Origin of the sequence: Acinetobacter sp. LUNF3 (assembly GCF_022699605.1) — a bacterium.
Lineage (GTDB): Bacteria > Pseudomonadota > Gammaproteobacteria > Pseudomonadales > Moraxellaceae > Acinetobacter > Acinetobacter johnsonii.
This window is the reverse complement of record NZ_CP093969.1, coordinates 1-20,928: the sequence shown is the minus strand read 5'-3', so window position 1 is coordinate 20,928 and position 20,928 is coordinate 1. Positions and strand designations below refer to the sequence as shown.

Here is a 20,928-nt window from a genome sequence, read left to right as displayed (position 1 = left end):
TATGAGCTGGTAGTTTACTAGGGCTTTGTTGCACAAAGATTGGAAATGCAAAGCGCCCCTAATTGAGCCAAATTTAAGGCGTAACTTGGGTAAGTGGTCGACCTAATTCCGTAAATCTGTTAAGGACTGCTACACGTGCATGGATTTCATTCACTTGGCTATCAAAACTCCTTGCACTGAGTTTATCTCCTAATAATTTGATGCAATGCATCTTAGTTTCAACCAAACTTCGCCGATGATAGCCTGACCATTTTTTCCATAGTGTCCTGCCTAAACGTTTAATTGTTCGAAGTAATTCATTTCGCTCTAGCGAGCTACTCTTTGTATCTTTCCATTGTTTCGCATTTTTTCTAGGTGGAATCACCGCATGCCCTTGCCGATCTGCAATGACCTGACGGCATTGCTTGGTGTCATAAGCTCCATCGGTATAAACAGAGTCAATCCGCTCATCTTGTGGAATCTGATTAAGTAAATCACCAAGCACCTGTGAATCACTGACATTATTGGTTGTAAGCTGAACTGCTCGTATTTGTAGGGTTTTAGCATCTATACCAATATGAAGTTTACGCCATTGGCGACGATATTCAGGTCCATGTTTCTTGCGTTTCCATTCGCCCTCACCTAGAAACTTCATGCCTGTAGAGTCCATGAGTAGATGCAGCCCATCTCTACTTTTTTGGTAGCTGATTACAATATCAATATGCTTTTGTCTTCTACAAAGCGTGGTGTAATCTGGAGCTATCCAATTTAATCCGCAAAGTTTAATCAGACTTTGCACAAAGCCAGTGACCATACGTAAAGACAGACGGAATAAGGATTTAATCATTAAGCAGCATTGGATGGCTGCGTCGGAGTAGGTTTGATTTCGCCCTTGTTTGCCTTTTGATGGCGCATACCATTGCGTAGCAGGATCAAATCAAATGGCAATATTTCCGCGACTCATGAGTGCTCGGTTATATGCGGGCCAATTGGTTGTGCGGTAGATTTTGTGTGTAGGCTTCTTCATTTGAAAATTATATCGCTGAAAAACCCTTTACAGATAGGTTTGTGCAACAAAGCCACTCACACGAGCCTATAGCTGCAATCGCCCGGAAATTAGGTGTGGGTTATTCAACTTTAGATAAATGGATTCGTGAAGTAAGCGTCCGCTGAATCCCATACCAATTTTTAATTCGATTTAGGTTTCCAGCAGTGCGGCAGCAATTCTTCAATTTGGGTCACTTTGTGTGTCGGCAGCTTTTGCAGCACATCACTTAAATAACGACAACTCGGTATTTCCATGAAAACCTTATCAAATTGATACAAGAAAGCAAAGGTTGGGACATTAGCAGGAACACAACAATTTTTGCCCGATCTCGTTGCTCTACTCGAAGAAAACAAGAAATTCAAACAACAACTAAAAATTGCTGAAATGGAAAAAGAATTTCTAAAAAAAGCGGCAACTGATGTGTCCTGTTTTTTCAGCACGCCTCAATAATACAGTGTCGTGGAATGCTAATCTGCCCAATTATATAAACAATATTCTTCAGTGGCTTGAGCCAGCCTTCTTACCCCCTCATCAATTTTATCTGCACTGATTGACCCAAACCCTAAACGAAGGAAATGTTTGTGTTTGTGATCATCTAAAAAGAAAGAGTGCCCCGATTCAATGAATACGCCTAAATTTGCGGCATAATGAGACAAAACCGTAGCATCAATATCTGCTGCGGTATCAATCCAACATGCTGAACCACCATTCAAAGCATAAGGTTTCCATGTTGGAAGATATTGTTTTAATGCCTTGTTGAGTATTTCACCTCGTTGTCGGTGTAACTGGTACTGACGGCGAAGCATGCTATGGTAATAGCCTTTATCGATAAACAAAGCAAAGACACGTTGATTGAATACATTTGGATGTCGTAACATCAGACGGCGTAAATGTCGAAGTTCTTGTATTAATTCTGGTGCGGCAACGATATATCCCAGACGTAACCCAGGTGCCAATGGCTTAGATAGACTTCCAAGATAAATGACTCGTCCATGTCGATCTAAACTTTTTAGCGCGGGGATCGTCGTATTTTGCACTAACACTTGAGCATCATATTCATCTTCAATAATAATGCTGTCGTTTTGTTCTGCTAACTGCAATAAATTTTGTCGGCGTTGTGGAGACATGGTTACTCCTGTTGGACATTGTCGCCCTGGTGTAACAAATAAATAATCACACTCATTTGCCCGAGTTAAAATCACCCCATCATGATCAACGGCTAAAGGCACAATATGCTGTGTCTGTAGCAAAAATATATTACGTGCATCTGGATAACCAGGTTCTTCGACACCAATCACATGATTCTGCCGCATTAATAACGTCGCCAACATATATAATCCATGCTGACTCCCTACGGTTAACAAGATTTCGTTCTCTTGAGCCATGATGCCTCGCGTGGGCAAAATATGCTGACGGATTGCATTTATGAGATAAGCGTCGTCCCCCTGTTGAGTAATATCTTGTGACCATATTGAGGCATCTTTTGCAGATAAGGCACGTAATGCACATTCCCTCCAAGCTGAAGCAGGAAAGCTTTCCGCATCTGGCTGACCATAAATAAAAGGATAGGAATAATTCATCCAATCACTTGGTTTAGTTAAATGCCTTTGTGCTGAAGGTCGTATACAAAAGCGAGCACCCCAGGTCGTCGCTTTTGATGTAGTCCGAATGGTTTTACTCTCACTACTATCAATCTGGAAATTTAAACAGACAAAATGTCCACTCCGCTGTTTAGATTCCAAAATTCGCTCAGCAACCAATTGTTGATACGCAATGGTGACCGTATTTCTACCAACACCCAGTTGTTCAGCTAAATCTCGGCTAGAAGGTACCGCCATACCTGGTTTTAAATAACCTTGTACTAAAGCCGAAAACATCATACGGCAGATTCTGCCTTGTAAATTCAAACCACTCTGTGCCGTATTAGAAAATAATGCCTGCCAAACTGTAGCTGAAATTGCTGAACTCACTAATTAATCCTTATATCTGTGCATTGCTGCGATCCATTTTGATGCTTGCCTACTCAAACTGGTGCAAAGCTCATGGTTTCAGTCCATCTTTAAGCTAAAACTGGACTTACTTGATATAAAGCAAAAGGCATTCCACTACTATCAATTTAAACTATTTATTTAAAAACAACAGCTTAATAATATTAATTACTGGCTCCATCAAAACTCTAAATCTGGTACTACGCCATATTTCAGTATTTCCGTACATTCATTTCATCAGTTTATAAAACCTAATTTTGGAGCAATACAAATGCAGCAAGCACAATTAATCCAACTTCTTACCGATTTTTCAACAGCTTGGAATCAACATGATATTGAACAACTCATGGCATGCATGCATCCAGATTGTCGTTTTGAAACTGTGGCTGGAGATGATGTTTTTGGAACCAGAATTGAGGGCTTAGATGCAGTTCGTCAAGCATTTAGTAATACCTTTCAAAGTTTTCCAGATGCTCAGTGGCGTAACGGTAAACACTGGATCAGTGATAACGCTGAATTTGGTATTTCAGAAACAACCTTTACTGCGACAACTGCTGATGGTGGCTGGATTGAAGCCAACATGGTTGATGTCTTTACATTTAAAGATGGAAAAATTCTCGTCAAAAATGCATTCCGTAAAAATAGACCTGTTCAAGCAATCGCGTAAGGAGTCATTCAATGAATCAATCTGTCCAACATGCAAGTTCATTTCGCGAACACTTAGAACTGCATAAATCTATACCGTCACATAGTTTTAAAAGTTACAACGCACAGTTTGACCCATTAACCTCTCCTGTCCTACAGGGAAATGAAAATTATGCACCAACTTATTGGGTCGGCACAGCAGGTACACCACCTGAAGATGATGGTCCATTAATGGGTGACACCGAAGCGGACATCGTGATTATTGGTGGAGGATTCACTGGGTTATCTACAGCACTAACACTAGCTGAACAATTTGGTGCTGCCCCACTTGTCCTTGAAGCAAACCGTACAGCGTGGGGCTGTACTAGCCGTAACGGTGGGCAAGGTCAAAATGCCTCAGGTCGTTTGTACCGATCCCAATGGATTGAAAAATGGGGATTAGACACCGCCAAACGTCTTGATGCTGAAATTCGGGAAGGTTTTGATTACTTCAAAGACCTTGTGAGCGGCATTGAATGTGATGCTCAAGATGGTGGACATCTTTATATTGCTCATCGCGCAAAAAAAATGGCTTTCCTCGAAAATGAAGGCCGAGTCATGAAAGAAGTGTTTGGCTATCAAACTCGTATGTTGAGCCGTGAACAACTACATAAGGAATATGTTGCGGATCAGGAAGCTGCAGGTGCTTTGTTGGAACCCGATGGAGTTGGCGTACACCCATTAAAATTAGCTTTTGGCTATTTAAAACGTGCCCGTGTTGCTGGTGCTAAAGTACACACTTCAAGTCCGGTACTTGGATGGGAAACGCACAATGGCATCCATTATTTACGTACTCCAAATGGTATTGTCAAAGCAAAACGTGTGGCGGTTGCAACAGGTGGCTATACGCCTAACGGCTTACACCCTCATCTTTCTGGAAAAATCATGCCGATTTTATCCAACTCTATTGTGACCCGCCCTTTAACAGAAGCGGAACGTGCTGAGGCAGGCTTACACAGCACCACATTTATTACGGATACTCGAACTTTACGTCACTATTACCGCCTACTCCCTGATGGATCCATGCAATGTGGCAGTAGAAGTTCCTTAACCGGTGCAGATGCAGATAATCCAGTCCATCTCGAACGTTTAAAAGAAGGGCTTTATCGCAAATTTCCAAGCCTACGTGGCATACCTATTGCTTATTCTTGGTGGGGTTGGGTCGATGTGAGTCATGACATGATGCCTCGTATCGTACAACCCAACCCTGAGGAAAGCATTTATTACGCTATTGGTTATGGTGGTAATGGTGTGTCTTTCTCCGCGATGGCAGGACTCCGTCTTGCAGAACGAGTGATGGGAATACACCGCCCTCAATTTGAGCTTCCGATTTATCAATCCCCTTTGCCTTCACATCTGTTTCGACCATTCCGTCGACTCGGACAAGCATTGTTATATCGCTGGTACCACTTAAGAGATGAAGTGCTTTAAGCGCACATTCAGTCATCTGTAATGATTCGGTTATAAAAATATAAGAGGGAATCCATCATGTATGATTCAGATTCAAATCAAAGTTTAAAAAGTGCTTTAAAACCTCGTCATGTCCAAATGATGGCACTCGGCGGTGTTATTGGAATGGGACTATTTGTAGGTAGTTCTGTAGTGATTCAAGCTGCAGGTCCAGCCGCAATTTTGTCCTTTCTGATTACGGGTGTGTTGATTATTTTAGTGATGCGAATGCTTGGTGAACTTGCAACCGCCTCTCCTGTATCAGGCTCCTTCTATGCATATGCACGCCATGCTTTCCAAGATTCGCCTTATTTATCTCGACTCGCAGGCTTCATGACGGGATGGATGTATTGGTATTTCTGGGTCATCGTGATTGCATTAGAAGCGATTGTCGGTGCAAAACTCTTTGCTTATTGGTTACCTGATACACCACAATGGATCGTCAGTCTGGTTTTACTCGCCCTATTAACAGCAACGAACTTATTCTCAGTCAAATCCTTTGGTGAATTCGAGTTTTGGTTCTCATCTATTAAAGTTGCTGCGATTGGTCTTTTCATTTTCCTTTGCACTTTATATATGTTCGGACTTTGGCCAAACCATCAAGCTGCTGGATTTGGTGAATTGTTAAATCATGGTGGTTTTATGCCAAATGGTTGGGGACCAGTCTTATCGGGTGCTGTTGCCGCAACTGGATTTTACTTTGGTGCTGAGATCGTTACGATTGCTGCTGCAGAAACCAAAGACCCCGAAAAATCTGTTGCCAAAGCAACTCAATCTGTAATTTCACGTGTACTTATTTTCTATGTTTGCTCAATTTTATTAGTAGTATGTATCGTCCCTTGGAATAGTCCAGAAATTGCGACGCCTTATGTAAGTGCATTAAAAGTTCTTAATATTCCGTTTGTTGCAGACATTATGAATGTCGTAATTCTCGTAGCGGTACTTAGTTGTTTAAATTCTGGTGTTTATGCTGCGAGCCGTATGTTGTTTGCGTTAACCCAAAATGGTGATGCACCTCGTAGCTTAACTAAACTTTCAAAAAATGGTGTTCCAATTCGTGCCATCCTATTCAGCACATTGTTTGGTTATCTATCAATTCTAGCTTCATACTTCTCACCAGATGCTGTTTTCCCTTTCTTGGTCGAATCTTATGGAACTGTAGCCTTATTTGTCTATATCGTGATTGCATTCTCGCAAATCCGTTTGCGTCGCCACTTAGAGCGTGTAGCACCTGAATGTTTAAAAGTTCGTATGTGGTGTTTCCCATACCTCAGTTATTTTGCAATCATCGGCATGCTTTCCATCTTTACTGCCATGGCTTTTATTCCTGGTCTTCAAAAAGCGTTCTGGTTCGGTATCGCAAGTGCAGGCATCCTGTTCTGTATCTTCATTATTCGTGATTACATAGAGCTAATTAAATTACGTCATCAAAGTACACAACTGAATACGCTCATCCCTGCCAAACAAACCAAAATTTAATCCTCAAACACAATGACCTGTACCAAGTACAGGTCATCCACGTCTTTAGGAAATTACATATGCTTTTAAAAGATAAACTTGCTGCCTTCGCAGTCGTGTTCATCTGGGGTATTAACTTTTATTTTATGAAAGTTGGCGTCAGTGAGATACACCCTATGCTCCTCGGATGTTTACGCTATCTACTGGTTTTATTGCCTGCCCTCTTTTTCATTCGTATTCCAAGCATCGGGTGGAAATGGTTATTACTTTATGGCTTTATTAGTAACTTTTCTCAATTTGCATTTATGTTCAGTGCAATTGCGACTGGAATGCCTACAGGTTTAGTCGCTTTGGTGGTTCAATCCCAAGCATTTTTTACTGTCATGATTGCAGCATTTTTATTACGTGAACAAGCCTTCTGGAACCAGTGGTTGGCCATAGCGATTGCCTTTATGGGCTTAATGCTAATTGCATTCGGTCAACAACATAGTCATGTGCCATTAATGGGGCTGGCATTGGTTTTATGCTCTGCAATTTCATGGGCCTGTGGTAATATCGTAGTCAAAAAAATGGGGCCTGTTAACCCAATTGGTCTGGTCGTATGGGGCAATATTCTTACCCCTTTATGGTTTTTACTTTTAGCAGTACAAAATATTGGCTGGCAAGGCGTGATAGCCGATTGGCATGCGCTGACATGGAAAGGATTTGGTGCTGCAGCATTTCTCGCTTACTTTGCCACTATTGTCGGATATGGCTTATGGATCTACCTACTGACACGTTATCCTGCTGCTAAAATTAGCCCATTGTCACTCTGGGTGCCTGTTATAAGTATGATTTTTGCCTATTTATTTTTAGATGAACAATTAAATACTTTGCAGTGGCTGGGTTCTTGTATTGTTATGCTGGGTTTAATGGTGCATTTATTGGGGCAAAAAATTCAATCACACATCACTTCACGTAAACTTGTCCGAACAACATAAAATAATTAAATAAGAGGCTTAGGAAGTTAAGCATATAAAAAAGTATGGTAACTTCCTTAGGCTTTATTGCATAAATATTTTGAAAGTTACTGATTTTTAATGTTTTTGTTGAATTTCAATAAAAATAAACATAATAAAATTATAGTGTTAGGTATTTGTGCAACAAAGCCATGTAGAGCATTAAATTGAAATTGATTTTTTCTATAGTTTCTTTAAAAATGAATGTATAAAAAATATATGAACTAAAGATTACTACTGTAATCTTTAGTTCCGTAAGTGTCCGCTAGCGAATCCATTTAAATACAAGCTAGTACAATTAAACAATTAACAAATCTTTCTCGATGTCACTTTCCGCACTCATTTCAGATTCGTCATCTACCCACACCTTGTGTTCTATATCTTGAATTAAGCTACTCATTCCATGTGTAGGTTTTATACCCATTACATCAAGTTTTTCCTTTAATGACATAATCATATTTTCACGTTCAATGGACCAACTCGATGCAAAGCATCTCCAGAATGTCCATCCTGCGCGTTCTAAAGCACGTTGACGAGTCATGTCATCATGCCATTGTTCTGGCCCATGATAGCTATCACCATCACATTCAACAGCCAAACGCTGATCACCATCTGACTCAACGACTAAATCGATTCGATAGCTTCCAACCTTAACCTGTGGAGTAACTGTGTAACCCATTTCATGGAGTGTCGTAAATACAGATTTTTCAAACTCCGATTCACACAAGTCTAATTTTGCTTCAAATGATGCTTTTTGATCTTCTTGCAAATCATAAAAATGATTGAGTAAATTCAGCCTTAGATCTTTTGGAGATATATGATCACGATTCACGGAGTGGACAAGATACATCCTTTCACGAGCACGGCTTGCAGCCACGTTAAATCTCTGTTCATGATCAGATCGACTCAAAGCATGACAATTCTCAGGATCTGCTACCATAGATAAGAAAATAATATCTCTTTCTGCACCCTGAAATGCTGAAGCATCTCCACAAGCAAATTGAACCTGAGTAAGAGTTCCTGCGCCAAACTCATTCAAAGCTTCTGATTGAATGAACTCAGCCTGTGCTGGACCTAGCAACGAGATCACGCCAATTGATCTATTCGTATATCGTTCATCTTTAATAAGTAGCTTCATTTCCTCAATAATTGCTTTCGCTTCTATTCGATTAATATGTTTGCTGTTTTTAGATTCTCTATACCCCTGCGGTGTATAAATTGCGACTAAAGCTGGGCTTAACTGCTCAGACTTCTTCGATAGTCGCATTGGCTTAATACGGTTACCATAAAAGTTTTTATTACTATAACTAATGATTGCAGGATGACAGCGGAAATGCTCTAGAAGCATCACACTTGACTCATAGATAGAAGAAGCCATGTCGTATAAAGACATATCTGGTGTTAAATATGCAGCATGCGGCTGACCATGTAGATAACGATTCCTTAATACATCAATTTGAGCACTTGCTAGGCCGACATTACTCGGAGAAACCTGCTTATTATCCCCCACAACTAATAACTTTTTAGCACGCATTAAAACGGGTAATACGTCAATTGATGATTGTGATGCCTCATCCACAATCACTAAGTCAAAGAGACCTAATTCAGCAGGCATAGATTCAGATACCTGAAGGTGTGACATGACCCAGCAAGGAATAGCTGCTGTTGCCTCTTTAAGGGCTACTTGAGCATCTTTTCTATAACGTGGAGCATTCTTACCTGTCCCTTTTCCATAGTGTTGTACAGCAATTTTATAACGCTGTAATGCAACTAAAATTTTATCTGAGGCATTTTCCTTTAATGCCAGCCATGTCTTGTTTGCTGCCAATTGAGCATAATTTTGTGATAGATTCTTCTCGTGAATACGACGGCGCTCATACAAATTTTCAATTTGACCTGTATTACTAATGGCCATTACAAAAATCTCAAGACGTTTCCATTCCCAAGCCTCTAGCAATGTATTACGTAATACAGGATCCTCAATTTCTTCAGCGTACGGAATTCCAAGAATGTCTTTACTAACAATCAAAGCATTTGTTTTACTCAATCTAATACTGGCGGATTTAACTCTTTCAAAATCTTCAGTTAGATCTTTTAAATGTGATAATTTTTTTAATAGATCAGCATACTCTCCAAGTTCACTTTCATGTAATGAATTGGAATCAATCTGAGATACTATTTTTTGTAACTGATTTGATATCTTATTACCAAACTCTGATAAATAAAGGATTTGATCAGCCAGTTGTTGTTGATAGACTTCTAAATTAAATATTTTTAACTTCTGCCCTAACAATTGAATCAAGTCATCAATATTTTTAGGTAATCCGTAGAAATCAAAAAATTTAGCTCTCTTAAAAACTTTTAGATAATTCGCATTAAATAGATCCAAATATTTATTTTTTAAATCTAGGCATTTTTGGGTTCTACTGATGAGCTGCGTGAACTCTTTTAATATTTCATCGATATTACGATTATTTAACTCAATTAAAGGAATGTCTAATTGTGCGGCAATACTATTCCATTTGCTCATAAAGATGTTAAGAGTCTGCTTTCTATCAAGATATTCTTTAAGTCTTTTCCATTCATCTGATGTATCAGGATATTTTCCAGAAACTTTAATTGACTTAAAAAGGTCTTGTAATTCAGCAGTACCAAAATGATACCAATTAAATGGCTTACCTGTATCAACAGCACGTTGAACAGCTTGATATTCTTTTGAGTTTGGTTGTATCTCAAAATTCAGCTCTATGGGATCAATTAGTAGCGTTTTTCTGTATTCCAATAAAGGCTGAACTTCTTGAATAAGGTTGCTATAGATATCCAGCTCCATAGCCTTATCTTCTGAATTTATCTTTTTGAAATAGCTCAATAACCATGGTTCTGCATGATCAAGAACAAGGTTAAGATCTTCTAGATAAATCTTTAACCAATCTCTTAGCTCATTAATTTCTGATTCAGAAATAGTTTCCTTGAAATGATGTAGGTCATTTTGCTTTAAGAATTCCTCAATCTCATCTTTTTCTTTTAAGAACTCACTTAATTTCTTCAGACTCGCCGAATCTAACAGCTTTTCAGGAGCTGGCAGAGGACCATAATTTATGTATGGTAAATCTGTACCGATTTTCTTTCTTGAGTCTCTCAATTGAATCAACTCAATCTGGGAAAAAGGAAACTGGTCTTTTTCCTCCAAAGTTAATTGGTCGGTAAACCATTCGTAAGATACCCTACTTTCTAATACCGTTTTCACGATATCCATAGGTAATTTTTTATTACCATCTACCTCAATATTCTGATAATGCTTTTCTGCAAAGTTATATATTTCTCGATCAATCAAAGCCATTTCATGATGGTTATGATCTATTTGATGTTTTAGAACTTCGATCGTTTTTCGAACTTCTGCAACATTCATCTGGGTAATTTTTTGCACAATCAAATCGATTGAAGATTCAAGCTGATTTTTACTTTCTTTGCTTGAACCAATGCGACTGACTACTAAAGGCTTTAATTCATCAGGAATCTTTTCATGTACTGTTTTAAGAACATGCGACTGCTGTGCAGTTACTAGTACTTTTTTACCATTCGCCAAATAGTGACAGATAATATTGGCAATACTATGTGTTTTACCTGTACCTGGTGGACCTTGCACAACTACACCACTGCTGGTTAGCAGATTCTGAACAATCGTAATTTGTTCTTTATTATAAGGCAGCGGGAAATAAAGCTCTTCAACTTTTGATCCGAATCCTTCGGTACCAGAACGCCCCCTAAAACTGTAAGTTTCTTTTTGATTAATATCGCTTTTTAATTCTGTCACTAACGATAAAGGTTGTTCAGGTATAGCCACTGAAGGATCATTAAGTTTAGTTTTCAATAACTCAATGTCATCACTTAAAATAGAATTTCTTTTAGGACGACTAAACAATACAGAGGTTAATGTCACCGCTAGATTTTTAGATGGTATAGCCCTATTTTCTGCCTGAACAATTACTCCTCTTGAAAAAATATTCGCAACGAAAGCGTCAACTAGATCAGAGTAAGTCTCCCCTTCAAATAGTTGTAATGAACGACCATTATTTAAGTTTTCTTTTAAAGCTAATTTTACTTGTCCTGAAGTAGGCAGATCATCCTCTAATAAGATGGCATCCATTTCTATATTGGCACGTGTATCTTTGGCACCTACACGTATTAATCCATTTTTTTCTATCTCCATTTCTAACGGGATAGTAATAAGAGGATATGAGTAAGATTTTTGAGTCGTTGGAAGTACCCAGTCAACTAAGCCAAAGCCTGCAACAATTTCTTCACCATCGCCTGTTCCACCTAAATTAATCGCTGTATTCCATGAGAATAATTTGTCATAAACAACAATAGATTTTTTAATCTCATCGTTATTTTGTTTCCAATCTTCCCAAATATTTTGATAGCTTTCGAATTCATTGAACAGCTTCTGAAGTATGTCAATTTTAGGAATCAAATCACATGCCACACTACTGTAGGGCAAGCGGAATTGATGAGCTTTTTTAAAAAATACAATCTTATTTAAACTAGAAAAATTAACAGTGGGTTCTTTTTCGGCATCAAAATGAATATAGGAAGAGAGTATTTCAGATGGTTTCGGCATCGATTGAAGCTGTAATCGTTCAATTTGAAACCACCAATCGTCATCATTCAGAATTTTTAAGCCACGAAGTTTTTCTAGATCATGAGAATAAAATCTATTACCACTCATTTCATATTGAATTTTTTGAGTATCCTCAGCTTGATGAGATACATAATCCAACAATTGAATCAGTTTATTTTTAACAATATCATTTAATTCAAGTTCAGAGTTCATCATTGGTCTTTCTAATTTTTTAACTGACGGGTTTATAGCTAAAGACCAGCAAAAGGCTTCATCTTGTGAAAATATATCTTGATTTTGATATAAAAAAGCATTCACTTCTTTCTTTTCAATACCAAGAGTTTTGGCAATTTCTCTAGCAGTAAGTTTGGACTGTTTAACCAAAATAGCTGTTATTAAATCCTTCATGTGATTCATATTTCCTAATCATTTTAAAAGCTTTTCTCTTTAATTGATTTATACAGAATCAACTTAATCCACTCCCAGCCCCTTAAACACAGCATCCACCGGATCTGCATAGAAACTGGTCTGGAACTTGGTAAACAGTTCCACAGGAATCGTAGGGATATCTGCCGCACTACTCATTGGCAAAGCAACCTTCTTGGCACCAGCATCAAAAGCAACTTGCAGACATTCGGCAATACTTTCCACCGGAGTCACAGAGCCACCCAAGCTCATATCACCCAGTACCACCATCTGACTCTGTACCGATCGTCCTAACAGGCCAGAAGCGAAAGCCACTAAACTTGGCAAGGCAAGATGGCTGAGCGGCCCGGTATTCTGTAATTCCACCACATGTAAGTGGAAATCATGTTCCAGCACCTTACTGCCCCCCGAGATCCGGGATGCATTGGCCTTGAAGTAATCAAAAGCAATCTTGACCTGTTCTTTGGCACTGCTTGAATTCCATAAGCCGGATGTCGCCAACTTTCCTGAACCTTTAGTGACTTGAAGTTCTAAGCGGTATAAGCCTGGCATGCCCTTATTACTGAGGCCAATGGTATACAGAAAACCTGGCTTGGCTGGACCTTCGGGAATCAGTCCGCCACCACCCTGCTCTTTGACTGAGACAAAATGTTCTTCTAAGGTATCATTATCGATGTAGCTGAAATGAACATCATAGAATTCCATACCACCAATTTTCTTCAGCTGTTCTTTGACCCGACGGCGCACCTGCAGTGCATATTCCAGGCATTGCCGTACATCTTCTTTGTTAAATTGACCATGTGGGTAGAGCAGCTTCATCAATCCAGAAACCGTCTTGCGAACGGCGATCACATCACGCTGATTCAGGTTATTCCCTAGCTTGAAGTACTTCTCAATGGCATCCGCAAAACTACGCTTACGCATTTCCCGGAAGAATTCAGCCAGATAATCAACGATTAGACCATAACGGTTGGTAAAGAATTCCGGACGCATTTTTGGAATTTCCCAACCTGGAATATAGGCATGAAAACGATCGAAGAATGCCGAATCGATCATGGCTTCAGGGAAAGGTGCCAAGAGATGGCTGGTTTTTACCAACGATTCGACGCTTTGGTTAATATTACCCACAAAAACCATTGAAGCAGATGCTTCCATCTGTTCCCGGCCACGGGCAAAAGATCCCGATGCCATGTAGTCTTTCATGATCTGAACGCCATCTTTGTCCTTAAAGGAAATACCGGCAACTTCATCAAAGGCCACCACATCCCACAACCCCACCAGACCAATACGGCGGCTACTCATGTTATAGAACAGATTGGCGACAGTCGTTTGCCCACCCGAGACTAAAATACTGTTCGGTGAACACTCTTTGTAAATATGGCTTTTCCCGGTACCGCGTGGTCCAAGTTCACAGACGTTATAGTTATTTTCAACGAACGGAACCATACGCGCTAATAGGTGCCATTGCACATCCTCTTTTAGCGAAGCCGGTTCCATGCCGATCGAACGGATTAAACTCTCGCGCCACTGATCCGTGCTTAATGCTGCTCTGCCACTGAAAAGTTCATCCATATTCATATTCGGCATTTGAATCGGCTTGAGTAAACTCACCCCAAATGGAGAATTGGTTTGTCCTTCTTCAAAATAGTAACTGAGCGTAGCAATGACCCAGATACCACCCACCAGTAATTTTTCATACTCTTTGACGATGCCTGCCGAGATTTCGGCATCTTTGATGCCCAGATTACTAAATGATGCTTCGTATTTGTCCTTACGCTCATTCAGCTTTACGGTCACCCGATCAATGACTTTATAACTGCCCCGCTCACGAACCAGGGATTTCACCTTCTCGGCTTCATCCGGGCGGACATAATTCTCTGCCAACACGGTCTTTACGTTACGCAGACCTTGTTCAATGATCTCAGGGTCATCCGAGGCACAGTACATCCCCAGCAGGTACTCAAGTACATAGACAGGGACATTGGCCCCTTCTTTGATCAGTTTAGTCAGATCCTTACGTACCACCCGCCCAGCAAAGTGTTCATTCAGCAGCTGATCCAGTTCTTTATCGTTAGCAGATTCCATGTAGGCTACGCTCTATCGTTAATTCGTTATCAGAAGAAGTCATCGGTAAATGCCAGATCAATGGTGACCTTATAGCGTTGCATCTCGATATTCAGGTCTTTGTCCTTCAGTACCAGGAAGTAATCTTTCTTACGGTCAAAATCAGTGCCAGACAATGACAGCCTGACCTGCTTGACCCGATCGGCAACAGAGTCGGTACTGCTATCAAAAGTCAAAGTTTCTTCACTGGAAACTTTAAGATCCCCATCATAAATGGCAATGGATAAAGTCACTGGCATGACCAGCTCACTGACAGCTTCAGTTTGCATCAAATCAAACTTCTGGATGTTATTGACCATCTTCAGCGTGGATTTGGTAGAAATGACCTCAACTTTACGCTTGGTTCGTTGCCCAGCTTTTTCACCACGTAGTTGTTTCACGGTCAGTACCGGCACCACAATTTCCTGAGGCATGGCTCCGCCATGCACGAAACGTGAGCCTCCTACAAAATGGAAACGGTTCGCCCCTTTTGGAATCCAAAAATCAGTCGCAGATAATGTGCCTGCCGTAGCTTGGGTTGAGCCTTTCCAGGCTTCCTTGCTCTCTGGTAAATCATGCCCAATCACATAGCGTTTTTTGCTCTTCAATGTATTGGCAGGTTTTTCAGTCAAGCTTGAACGATCCGCAGATTCCAGTTTACTTTGCTGGAACAAGAAGCCATGGTCGGCTGTAATCAACAGGGTGGAAATATTGAAGTGCATTAAAATTTTACGGCTGAGTTCAGTCAGTTCTTCAATAGCATGTTCCACCGCCATAAAGGTTTCTGATTCTGTCGAGGCACTGTCTCCACGAGCATCAATCACGTTGTGATAAACGTAAATCAGCTCATGGTCTTTCAGCGCTTCACGGCCTTCATCACGCGACCAGCCTTTTACCATTTCAGCGGTTACTGCCAATCCATTATAGGCAGCCAGAATTTTGGATCGTGCTGCAGTCCCTTTGCTGGACTGCCCATCTACTAAAACATCATCCCCTGCGGCCTCTTTGTACTCCAAAGTCTGATGCGGCAATAACGAGGCCATGCCAAGTGTGGTGTAACTTGGTACAACACCCAGCTGTGAAGACAAGGTCGCTTCAGAATAACGCTTTTCATTAATACGATCACGCAACTCTACCGCAGCTTCATAGCGAAAAGCATCACTGATAATTACCACAATACGGCGTTTCGTTGCAGAATTGAGTAAGGGTCTGACATGGGTATCATAGAAGTTCTGCTGATTTGGGATATCTGCCACTTTCCAGACATTCAAGCGTTGCTCAGCTTCAATCCGCTCTCCCCAGTTGCGTGCCAAGTGGTCAATAAACCAGTAGGCATAGCAATTTTCGACTTCTTCATCGAGTTTTTTCAGGATATCGACATGCGCTCGCTGAGAGGCTGCACTGTAGTGGCGATATGCCATATCAAAGCGATACAACTCCTGCTCGTAGGCTTTATACAAGGCTTCGCTGGATTCGAAATAGAACCCAGAATCAAACAGCAGTCGCAGACTGAACAGCTCAATCGCTGCCTGCAACGCTGTATAGACGGTACGGTATTTACGGCGGGTTGCATCGTCCTTATGTTTGGACGCCCAATAGCCATCCAGACGGGTAGAAATAACCGTTCTGAAATGTTCCAGTTCAGCTTTGGCTGCTGCAGGGATATGACTGGCCAAATCAACAATGATCTTTTGTTCAATCACTTCAAAGGTCATGACATCGAGCAGCTGCTCCAGATCAAAAGCCCCGACCTTTTCTTGGATCCGCAGTGCATTGGCCACGCTCTGGGAGAGTGTATCGAAGGTTGGGTAGTATTTGGAACTGTCTCTCCAGCGCGACAAGAAGGCTCTAGCCGTCGCACGTGAACTGACAGATGACATCACCAGTTCCTGAGCCCATAGCGGTATATCGCCCAGGCTTTCACAGAAACCTGTGCTCATCAAACGGATAAAGAACGTACCGAGCTTGAATGGTGCTTCCCCATTCAATTCTTCAACCGATGCTGGATAACCAATTTCCGCCTGTAATGCGGTCACCAAAGCCGGCACCAGTTGGAATTTTTCCAGTTCAGCAAAGGATTCTGGATTGACTTCCAGAGCCAGGTTCTGCTGTACCATTTCATCTGCCAACGCCAGGACAATATGCATCAGCTCGGCACTGTCAGCCTTGACCACAGCTGCAATCATGGCCATATCCAGATCCTGTGCATCTGCATCAGGCTGGATATAGCGTTTTAAGGTGCTCAGACGCGCTTTGGCTTTGAGGAACTCTTCACGTTTGGCCAGATGTTCTCTTAAACTTTGTTGTTGTAAACCGAGCTCATTGAAAATAATCGAGAAACGATCGGCATAGAAGCTGCGTGAATACAGCTTGATGTCCAGTAACCAGTCTTTTTCAGTTTCAGGCTCTGGACTTGGGAAATACAGCAAGTATTTGCCCTGTTGGTCTTGTAGTTCCAGTTTAAGCTTAATAGCAAGGCTGGATTCTTCTGCCATATTCAAAATATGGACATCATTAAGCTCTAGGGCTTTGATTTCTTCAGTAAATGACTGTTCAGCATCGTACCAAAAGACAATTCGATGCTGTTCAGTATAAAAGGCTTGTTCCAGGCCTTGTTGAAGTTGACTTAAGTTCATGCAACCACCTCTGCATGATCTAGTGTGGAAGAAAAGCTATTCATTATTTCTCCCCCGTCACTGCTTTCACTTCAGCCAACAAGTCCCCAAACTTGCCATAGTTCACTTTCACCCCATCATCTAGATCCAGTGATATACGCTGATCGGCATAATGGCGCAGTTTTTCTTCAAAGCTACTCAGTTCAGCCTGTTGCTTATGCAGATTTTGTAGTTCTTTTTCTTTACGTTTGATTTCAGCAGCAGAATCACTGTTTTCGATTTCACTTTGCAAAGAGTTAACCATCGCTGTCATTTTGGAAATCAGTGGCATCACGTATTCAGTACGCATACGCGCCAAGGTACTTTCGTTATAACGATGCAAGTACACCAACGCCTGGAAAGCCCCCTGTTTACCACTACTGAATAACCAGTAGATCGGACGCTTTTTATAGGTTTGCATGTGGTCTTTATAGAACTTGCTGGCTAGGTAACGGCGAATGGTATCTTCCGCTGTTTCACTGGCTTTTTTGTCCAAGCTTTCTGCCAACCACAGCATATTAGCGTCTAATTTGTCTTTACCCCAAACCGCAGTTAAGAACTCTTGGATACGATGTGTTGCGTCATCTTCAAACCAGTGCATTTCGGTCAGTGGAATAATGCCATCTGCATCGGCTGGGAATGTTTGATAACGACTGGCATCAAAGTCTTGATTGCCTGCATGGGCATAGATCAAACCTGGTTCGTCCAAGCTATAACGCCCCATCATGCAACCCAGTGCATAAGACACTAAACGCTGGCTGTCTTTTTCACGGTCGGCTCGGGTTAAAGTAATCTGCTCATCTGGTACATCTGGGGTGAGTTCATCCTGTAAACCATAAGCGTCAATAAACAGCTTGTTGTTTTCTTCTTCCAGACGTTTCATTTCCGCCACGGCGTCAGCATTTTGCTGTTGCCATAAACTAAAGGCTTGCTCTAGATTTGGTTGATTAGCACGAATAATTGGATTTTCAGTAAAGTCCCATGATGTTTCATAAGAGTCCCAATCTTTTTTAGCTATATTTACTAAGTTTTCACAATTAGATTCTACATTTTCTTGAATAAGATTAGTGTCCTTATGAATTGGCAAAGCTAAAATATTCTCAACTTGAAAATTCATTGTAGGATTTGATACGTTTAGGATCTTTTTACCTAACTTTGAACACATCAACCCCAGAATCAAGCTTTCATATTTTTCTTCTGATGGAAATGCACTCGAACCAGCAACATCCCATACAAATCCAGCAAAGCATTTTCGTGCAGCAAAAAAGGAAGAACTGATGAAGGTCCAAGTAACGCACGGTTTCAAATAATAATTTTTATTTTGTGTTCTTGCTCGAACTAAATCTTTTCCCTTGTTTTTCCAATTAAGAACGTACTCATTATTACCATACCATTTTCTTAGATCTCCTCCCTTATTATAAGGTATCCAATACTCATCTTTAATGTCTCTCATACTTGATTTATCTATTGCTATAACATTTTTTTTAACTTCAAACCATAATCTCAAAAATTTATTGTTATCACCTGTTATCATACCTTGTAAAGAATGAGCAATATTACTTAATAAAGTGCTAGAACTATAAATATCTAAAAAACTTCTACTAATCCAATAAGCTACAGGGCTTCCCGGAATTTTCTTAAAATCATCTGGTTTTGCTGTTTTTAGTCGTTCATTTTGTACAGGGAATTGTTTGGGGATGCCAAATTCATTTACATCATCATTTTCACAATAAGAAAAACTACCTGCATAATTACTAATATGGTTATTTAGCATGACAGTAGCAGCCGTACCAAAGGCAATTCCCATCACCCCATTACCCATATGCACCATACAAGACAAGGTTCTATCCTGTAGCAGTTTTTCACGCATTGCTTCATATGACGATAAGAACATCCAGCTTTGCATGGTCACCATGCTATTAAAACCGCTGTCCTTACACCAATCGAAACCACGTTCAATAAACATGGCAAACAGGTCTGACTTGCTGTCTGGGAATTGCTTTTTGGCAAAATCTTTCAGTGCTGCATTCATGCCTTTACCACCCATATACGGCGGATTCGCAATCACAGCATCATATTTTTTAGCTAAGATTTTTGCTTGCTGTACTAGTGGTAATAGCTCTTGTGCTGACTGCTGTGCAAAAATATCCCCTGACTCTAATGCTATATTGAGTTTGGTTTCTAAGTCAGGTAGTTTCTTAGCAAATGCTGCTGGAATTTGAATCAAAGAACCAAAAGTCGAAGCATGTTCAAATAGATCCAGCAATTCCTTTAAATCTGTCTGTGCAATACCAGTACTTGCCAAATCCTGACTGAATGCATCCAAACGTTCTGGCTGACTGTCTTGTAGCGCAATAATATTCAGCTTCGGTGGATTGCTAAATAAACGGCGGTCATCCTCACGTGCTTTCATCAGCAGTGCAAAGCTAGCGAGCTGTGCTGCACGGGTATCAATATCAATGCCGTACAAGTTATTTTCCAGAATCAAACGTGGAATATCACGGCTACGGTAACCACGTTCTAAGTAAATCGCTTTTAAGCAGTCGTAGGCTTCCACCAGAATATGCCCCGAACCACAGGCAGGATCGAGTACCGTAATGCTTTCAGGGTTTAAGGTATCGCCATCTTCACTGATCCGCACATCAATCAGCTGTTTTAACTGTGCATTGACTTCATTGCTTTGCTCAGCCGGCTGAATATAGTATTCCCACTCACTGGCAAGCATACTTTCTGGCTGTGCCATCATCCATAGACGACCAACACTGTTCTGTACTAGATATTTCACAATCCAGTTTGGGGTGAATAACTGTGTCGCTGCAGGAATGTCCTCACTCTTGACGACTTTACCAATCACCTGATCTTTCTTTTCAGAAATATAGAACTGATACAGCCAGCCAATAATCTGCACATCCGACCAGTCTTCTTCCGGAATACTGCTCACCAAATCACGGATCAAGGAGTCGGTTTTAGTCAGGTTATCCGGTAATAACAGTTCTGACTCATCAGACACCTGTTCGAACAAGAGTGGCATGACTTGATTCAACGCATGACATTGGGCCAGTAACAGTTCACGATAGAGTTCTTCGTCTTTATTGCCATCCAGTTTGAGTTCAGCCACACGGCTGGCATCTAAACCTGGTAGGTCAATATCCAGACATTCTTCCAGAATCTGCGGCAAGCCTGCACTGCCATCGGCACTACTGAGTACACGGCGACCATGATCCAGTAAGCCTTTGCATTCCATGTAGCGAATCGCACAGAGACGGTTAAACCAGCTATAAGCGATATAATCAATCGTCTGCTCAAAATTGCTGGTTTGAATGCGTTTGATCAGCTTGTCACGTGGTTTCATGACGGATAGCGGAAAAACCTGATCGCCAATCAGCAGCAAGTCGCCTTTCTGTTCTGCCGGTAAAATGCGGTCTGCGGTGATGCCATATTTGGCCGCCTGCTTGCGCATGGCTGCGATAAAATCATTGCGTGCTTGCGGTGCGTATTTTTTAATATTACTGGTATTCAT

Annotated in this window: 10 protein-coding genes and 3 pseudogenes; 6 read left to right on the top strand and 7 right to left on the bottom strand. The window is 40.9% G+C overall.

From position 1 onward, the window contains the following. Positions 1 to 73: 73 nt before the first annotated feature. A pseudogene (locus MN200_RS16200) lies at positions 74 to 1,006 on the bottom strand (IS5 family transposase). Positions 1,007 to 1,017: 11 nt separating this feature from the next. Here MN200_RS16200 and MN200_RS16195 point away from each other — a divergent pair. Next, positions 1,018 to 1,143: pseudogene (locus MN200_RS16195) on the top strand (helix-turn-helix domain-containing protein); the annotation flags it as partial. Between the two features lie 24 nt (positions 1,144 to 1,167). On the opposite strand, the gene MN200_RS16190 reads toward MN200_RS16195, so the two are convergent. Further along, complete coding sequence (locus MN200_RS16190) at positions 1,168 to 1,281, bottom strand: transposase domain-containing protein (RefSeq protein ID WP_143221717.1); 114 nt, start codon at positions 1,279 to 1,281, stop codon at positions 1,168 to 1,170. Here MN200_RS16190 and MN200_RS16185 point away from each other — a divergent pair. After that, positions 1,262 to 1,456, top strand: a pseudogene (locus tag MN200_RS16185) (IS3 family transposase); the annotation flags it as partial. The gene MN200_RS16190 and the pseudogene MN200_RS16185 sit on opposite strands and share 20 nt — an antisense overlap. A gap of 38 nt (positions 1,457 to 1,494) precedes the next feature. Here the strand turns inward: MN200_RS16185 and MN200_RS16180 are convergent. Next, positions 1,495 to 2,997: a PLP-dependent aminotransferase family protein gene (locus MN200_RS16180; RefSeq protein WP_151731995.1), complete on the bottom strand. Its 1,503-nt coding sequence runs from the start codon at positions 2,995 to 2,997 to the stop codon at positions 1,495 to 1,497. A gap of 289 nt (positions 2,998 to 3,286) precedes the next feature. Between MN200_RS16180 and MN200_RS16175 the strand changes: the two genes are divergently transcribed. Genes MN200_RS16175 through MN200_RS16160 form a run of 4 tightly spaced genes read left to right on the top strand, consistent with a single transcriptional unit; the run spans position 3,287 to position 7,586 of the window. Beyond that, positions 3,287 to 3,682: a nuclear transport factor 2 family protein gene (locus MN200_RS16175; protein ID WP_151731996.1), complete on the top strand. Its 396-nt coding sequence runs from the start codon at positions 3,287 to 3,289 to the stop codon at positions 3,680 to 3,682. 11 nt (positions 3,683 to 3,693) lie between these two features. Next, positions 3,694 to 5,130 (top strand): FAD-dependent oxidoreductase, encoded by a 1,437-nt coding sequence (locus tag MN200_RS16170; protein WP_151731997.1) that lies wholly within the window; start codon positions 3,694 to 3,696, stop codon positions 5,128 to 5,130. A 57-nt stretch (positions 5,131 to 5,187) separates the two neighbouring features. Further along, positions 5,188 to 6,627 (top strand): amino acid permease, encoded by a 1,440-nt coding sequence (locus tag MN200_RS16165; RefSeq protein WP_151731998.1) that lies wholly within the window; start codon positions 5,188 to 5,190, stop codon positions 6,625 to 6,627. 59 nt (positions 6,628 to 6,686) lie between these two features. Next, entirely contained in the window at positions 6,687 to 7,586 is a 900-nt protein-coding gene (locus tag MN200_RS16160) for an EamA family transporter (protein WP_034616931.1), read from the top strand. Between the two features lie 316 nt (positions 7,587 to 7,902). On the opposite strand, the gene MN200_RS16155 is transcribed toward MN200_RS16160, so the two are convergent. From MN200_RS16155 to pglX, 4 genes are all read right to left on the bottom strand, one after another. Beyond that, the gene (locus tag MN200_RS16155) at positions 7,903 to 12,633 is read right to left on the bottom strand and encodes an AAA domain-containing protein (RefSeq protein WP_242760565.1); all 4,731 of its coding nucleotides are present in this window, start codon (positions 12,631 to 12,633) and stop codon (positions 7,903 to 7,905) included. A 63-nt stretch (positions 12,634 to 12,696) separates the two neighbouring features. Beyond that, a complete protein-coding gene (gene brxL, locus MN200_RS16150) occupies positions 12,697 to 14,736 on the bottom strand; it encodes a protease Lon-related BREX system protein BrxL (RefSeq protein WP_034680344.1) in 2,040 nt (679 codons plus the stop codon). Between the two features lie 29 nt (positions 14,737 to 14,765). Further along, on the bottom strand, positions 14,766 to 17,390 hold the full coding sequence (gene pglZ / locus MN200_RS16145) for a BREX-1 system phosphatase PglZ type A (protein WP_151732000.1): 2,625 nt from the start codon (positions 17,388 to 17,390) through the stop codon (positions 14,766 to 14,768). A 43-nt stretch (positions 17,391 to 17,433) separates the two neighbouring features. Continuing rightward, the gene (gene pglX, locus MN200_RS16140; RefSeq protein ID WP_125274899.1) at positions 17,434 to 20,928 is read right to left on the bottom strand and encodes a BREX-1 system adenine-specific DNA-methyltransferase PglX; all 3,495 of its coding nucleotides are present in this window, start codon (positions 20,926 to 20,928) and stop codon (positions 17,434 to 17,436) included.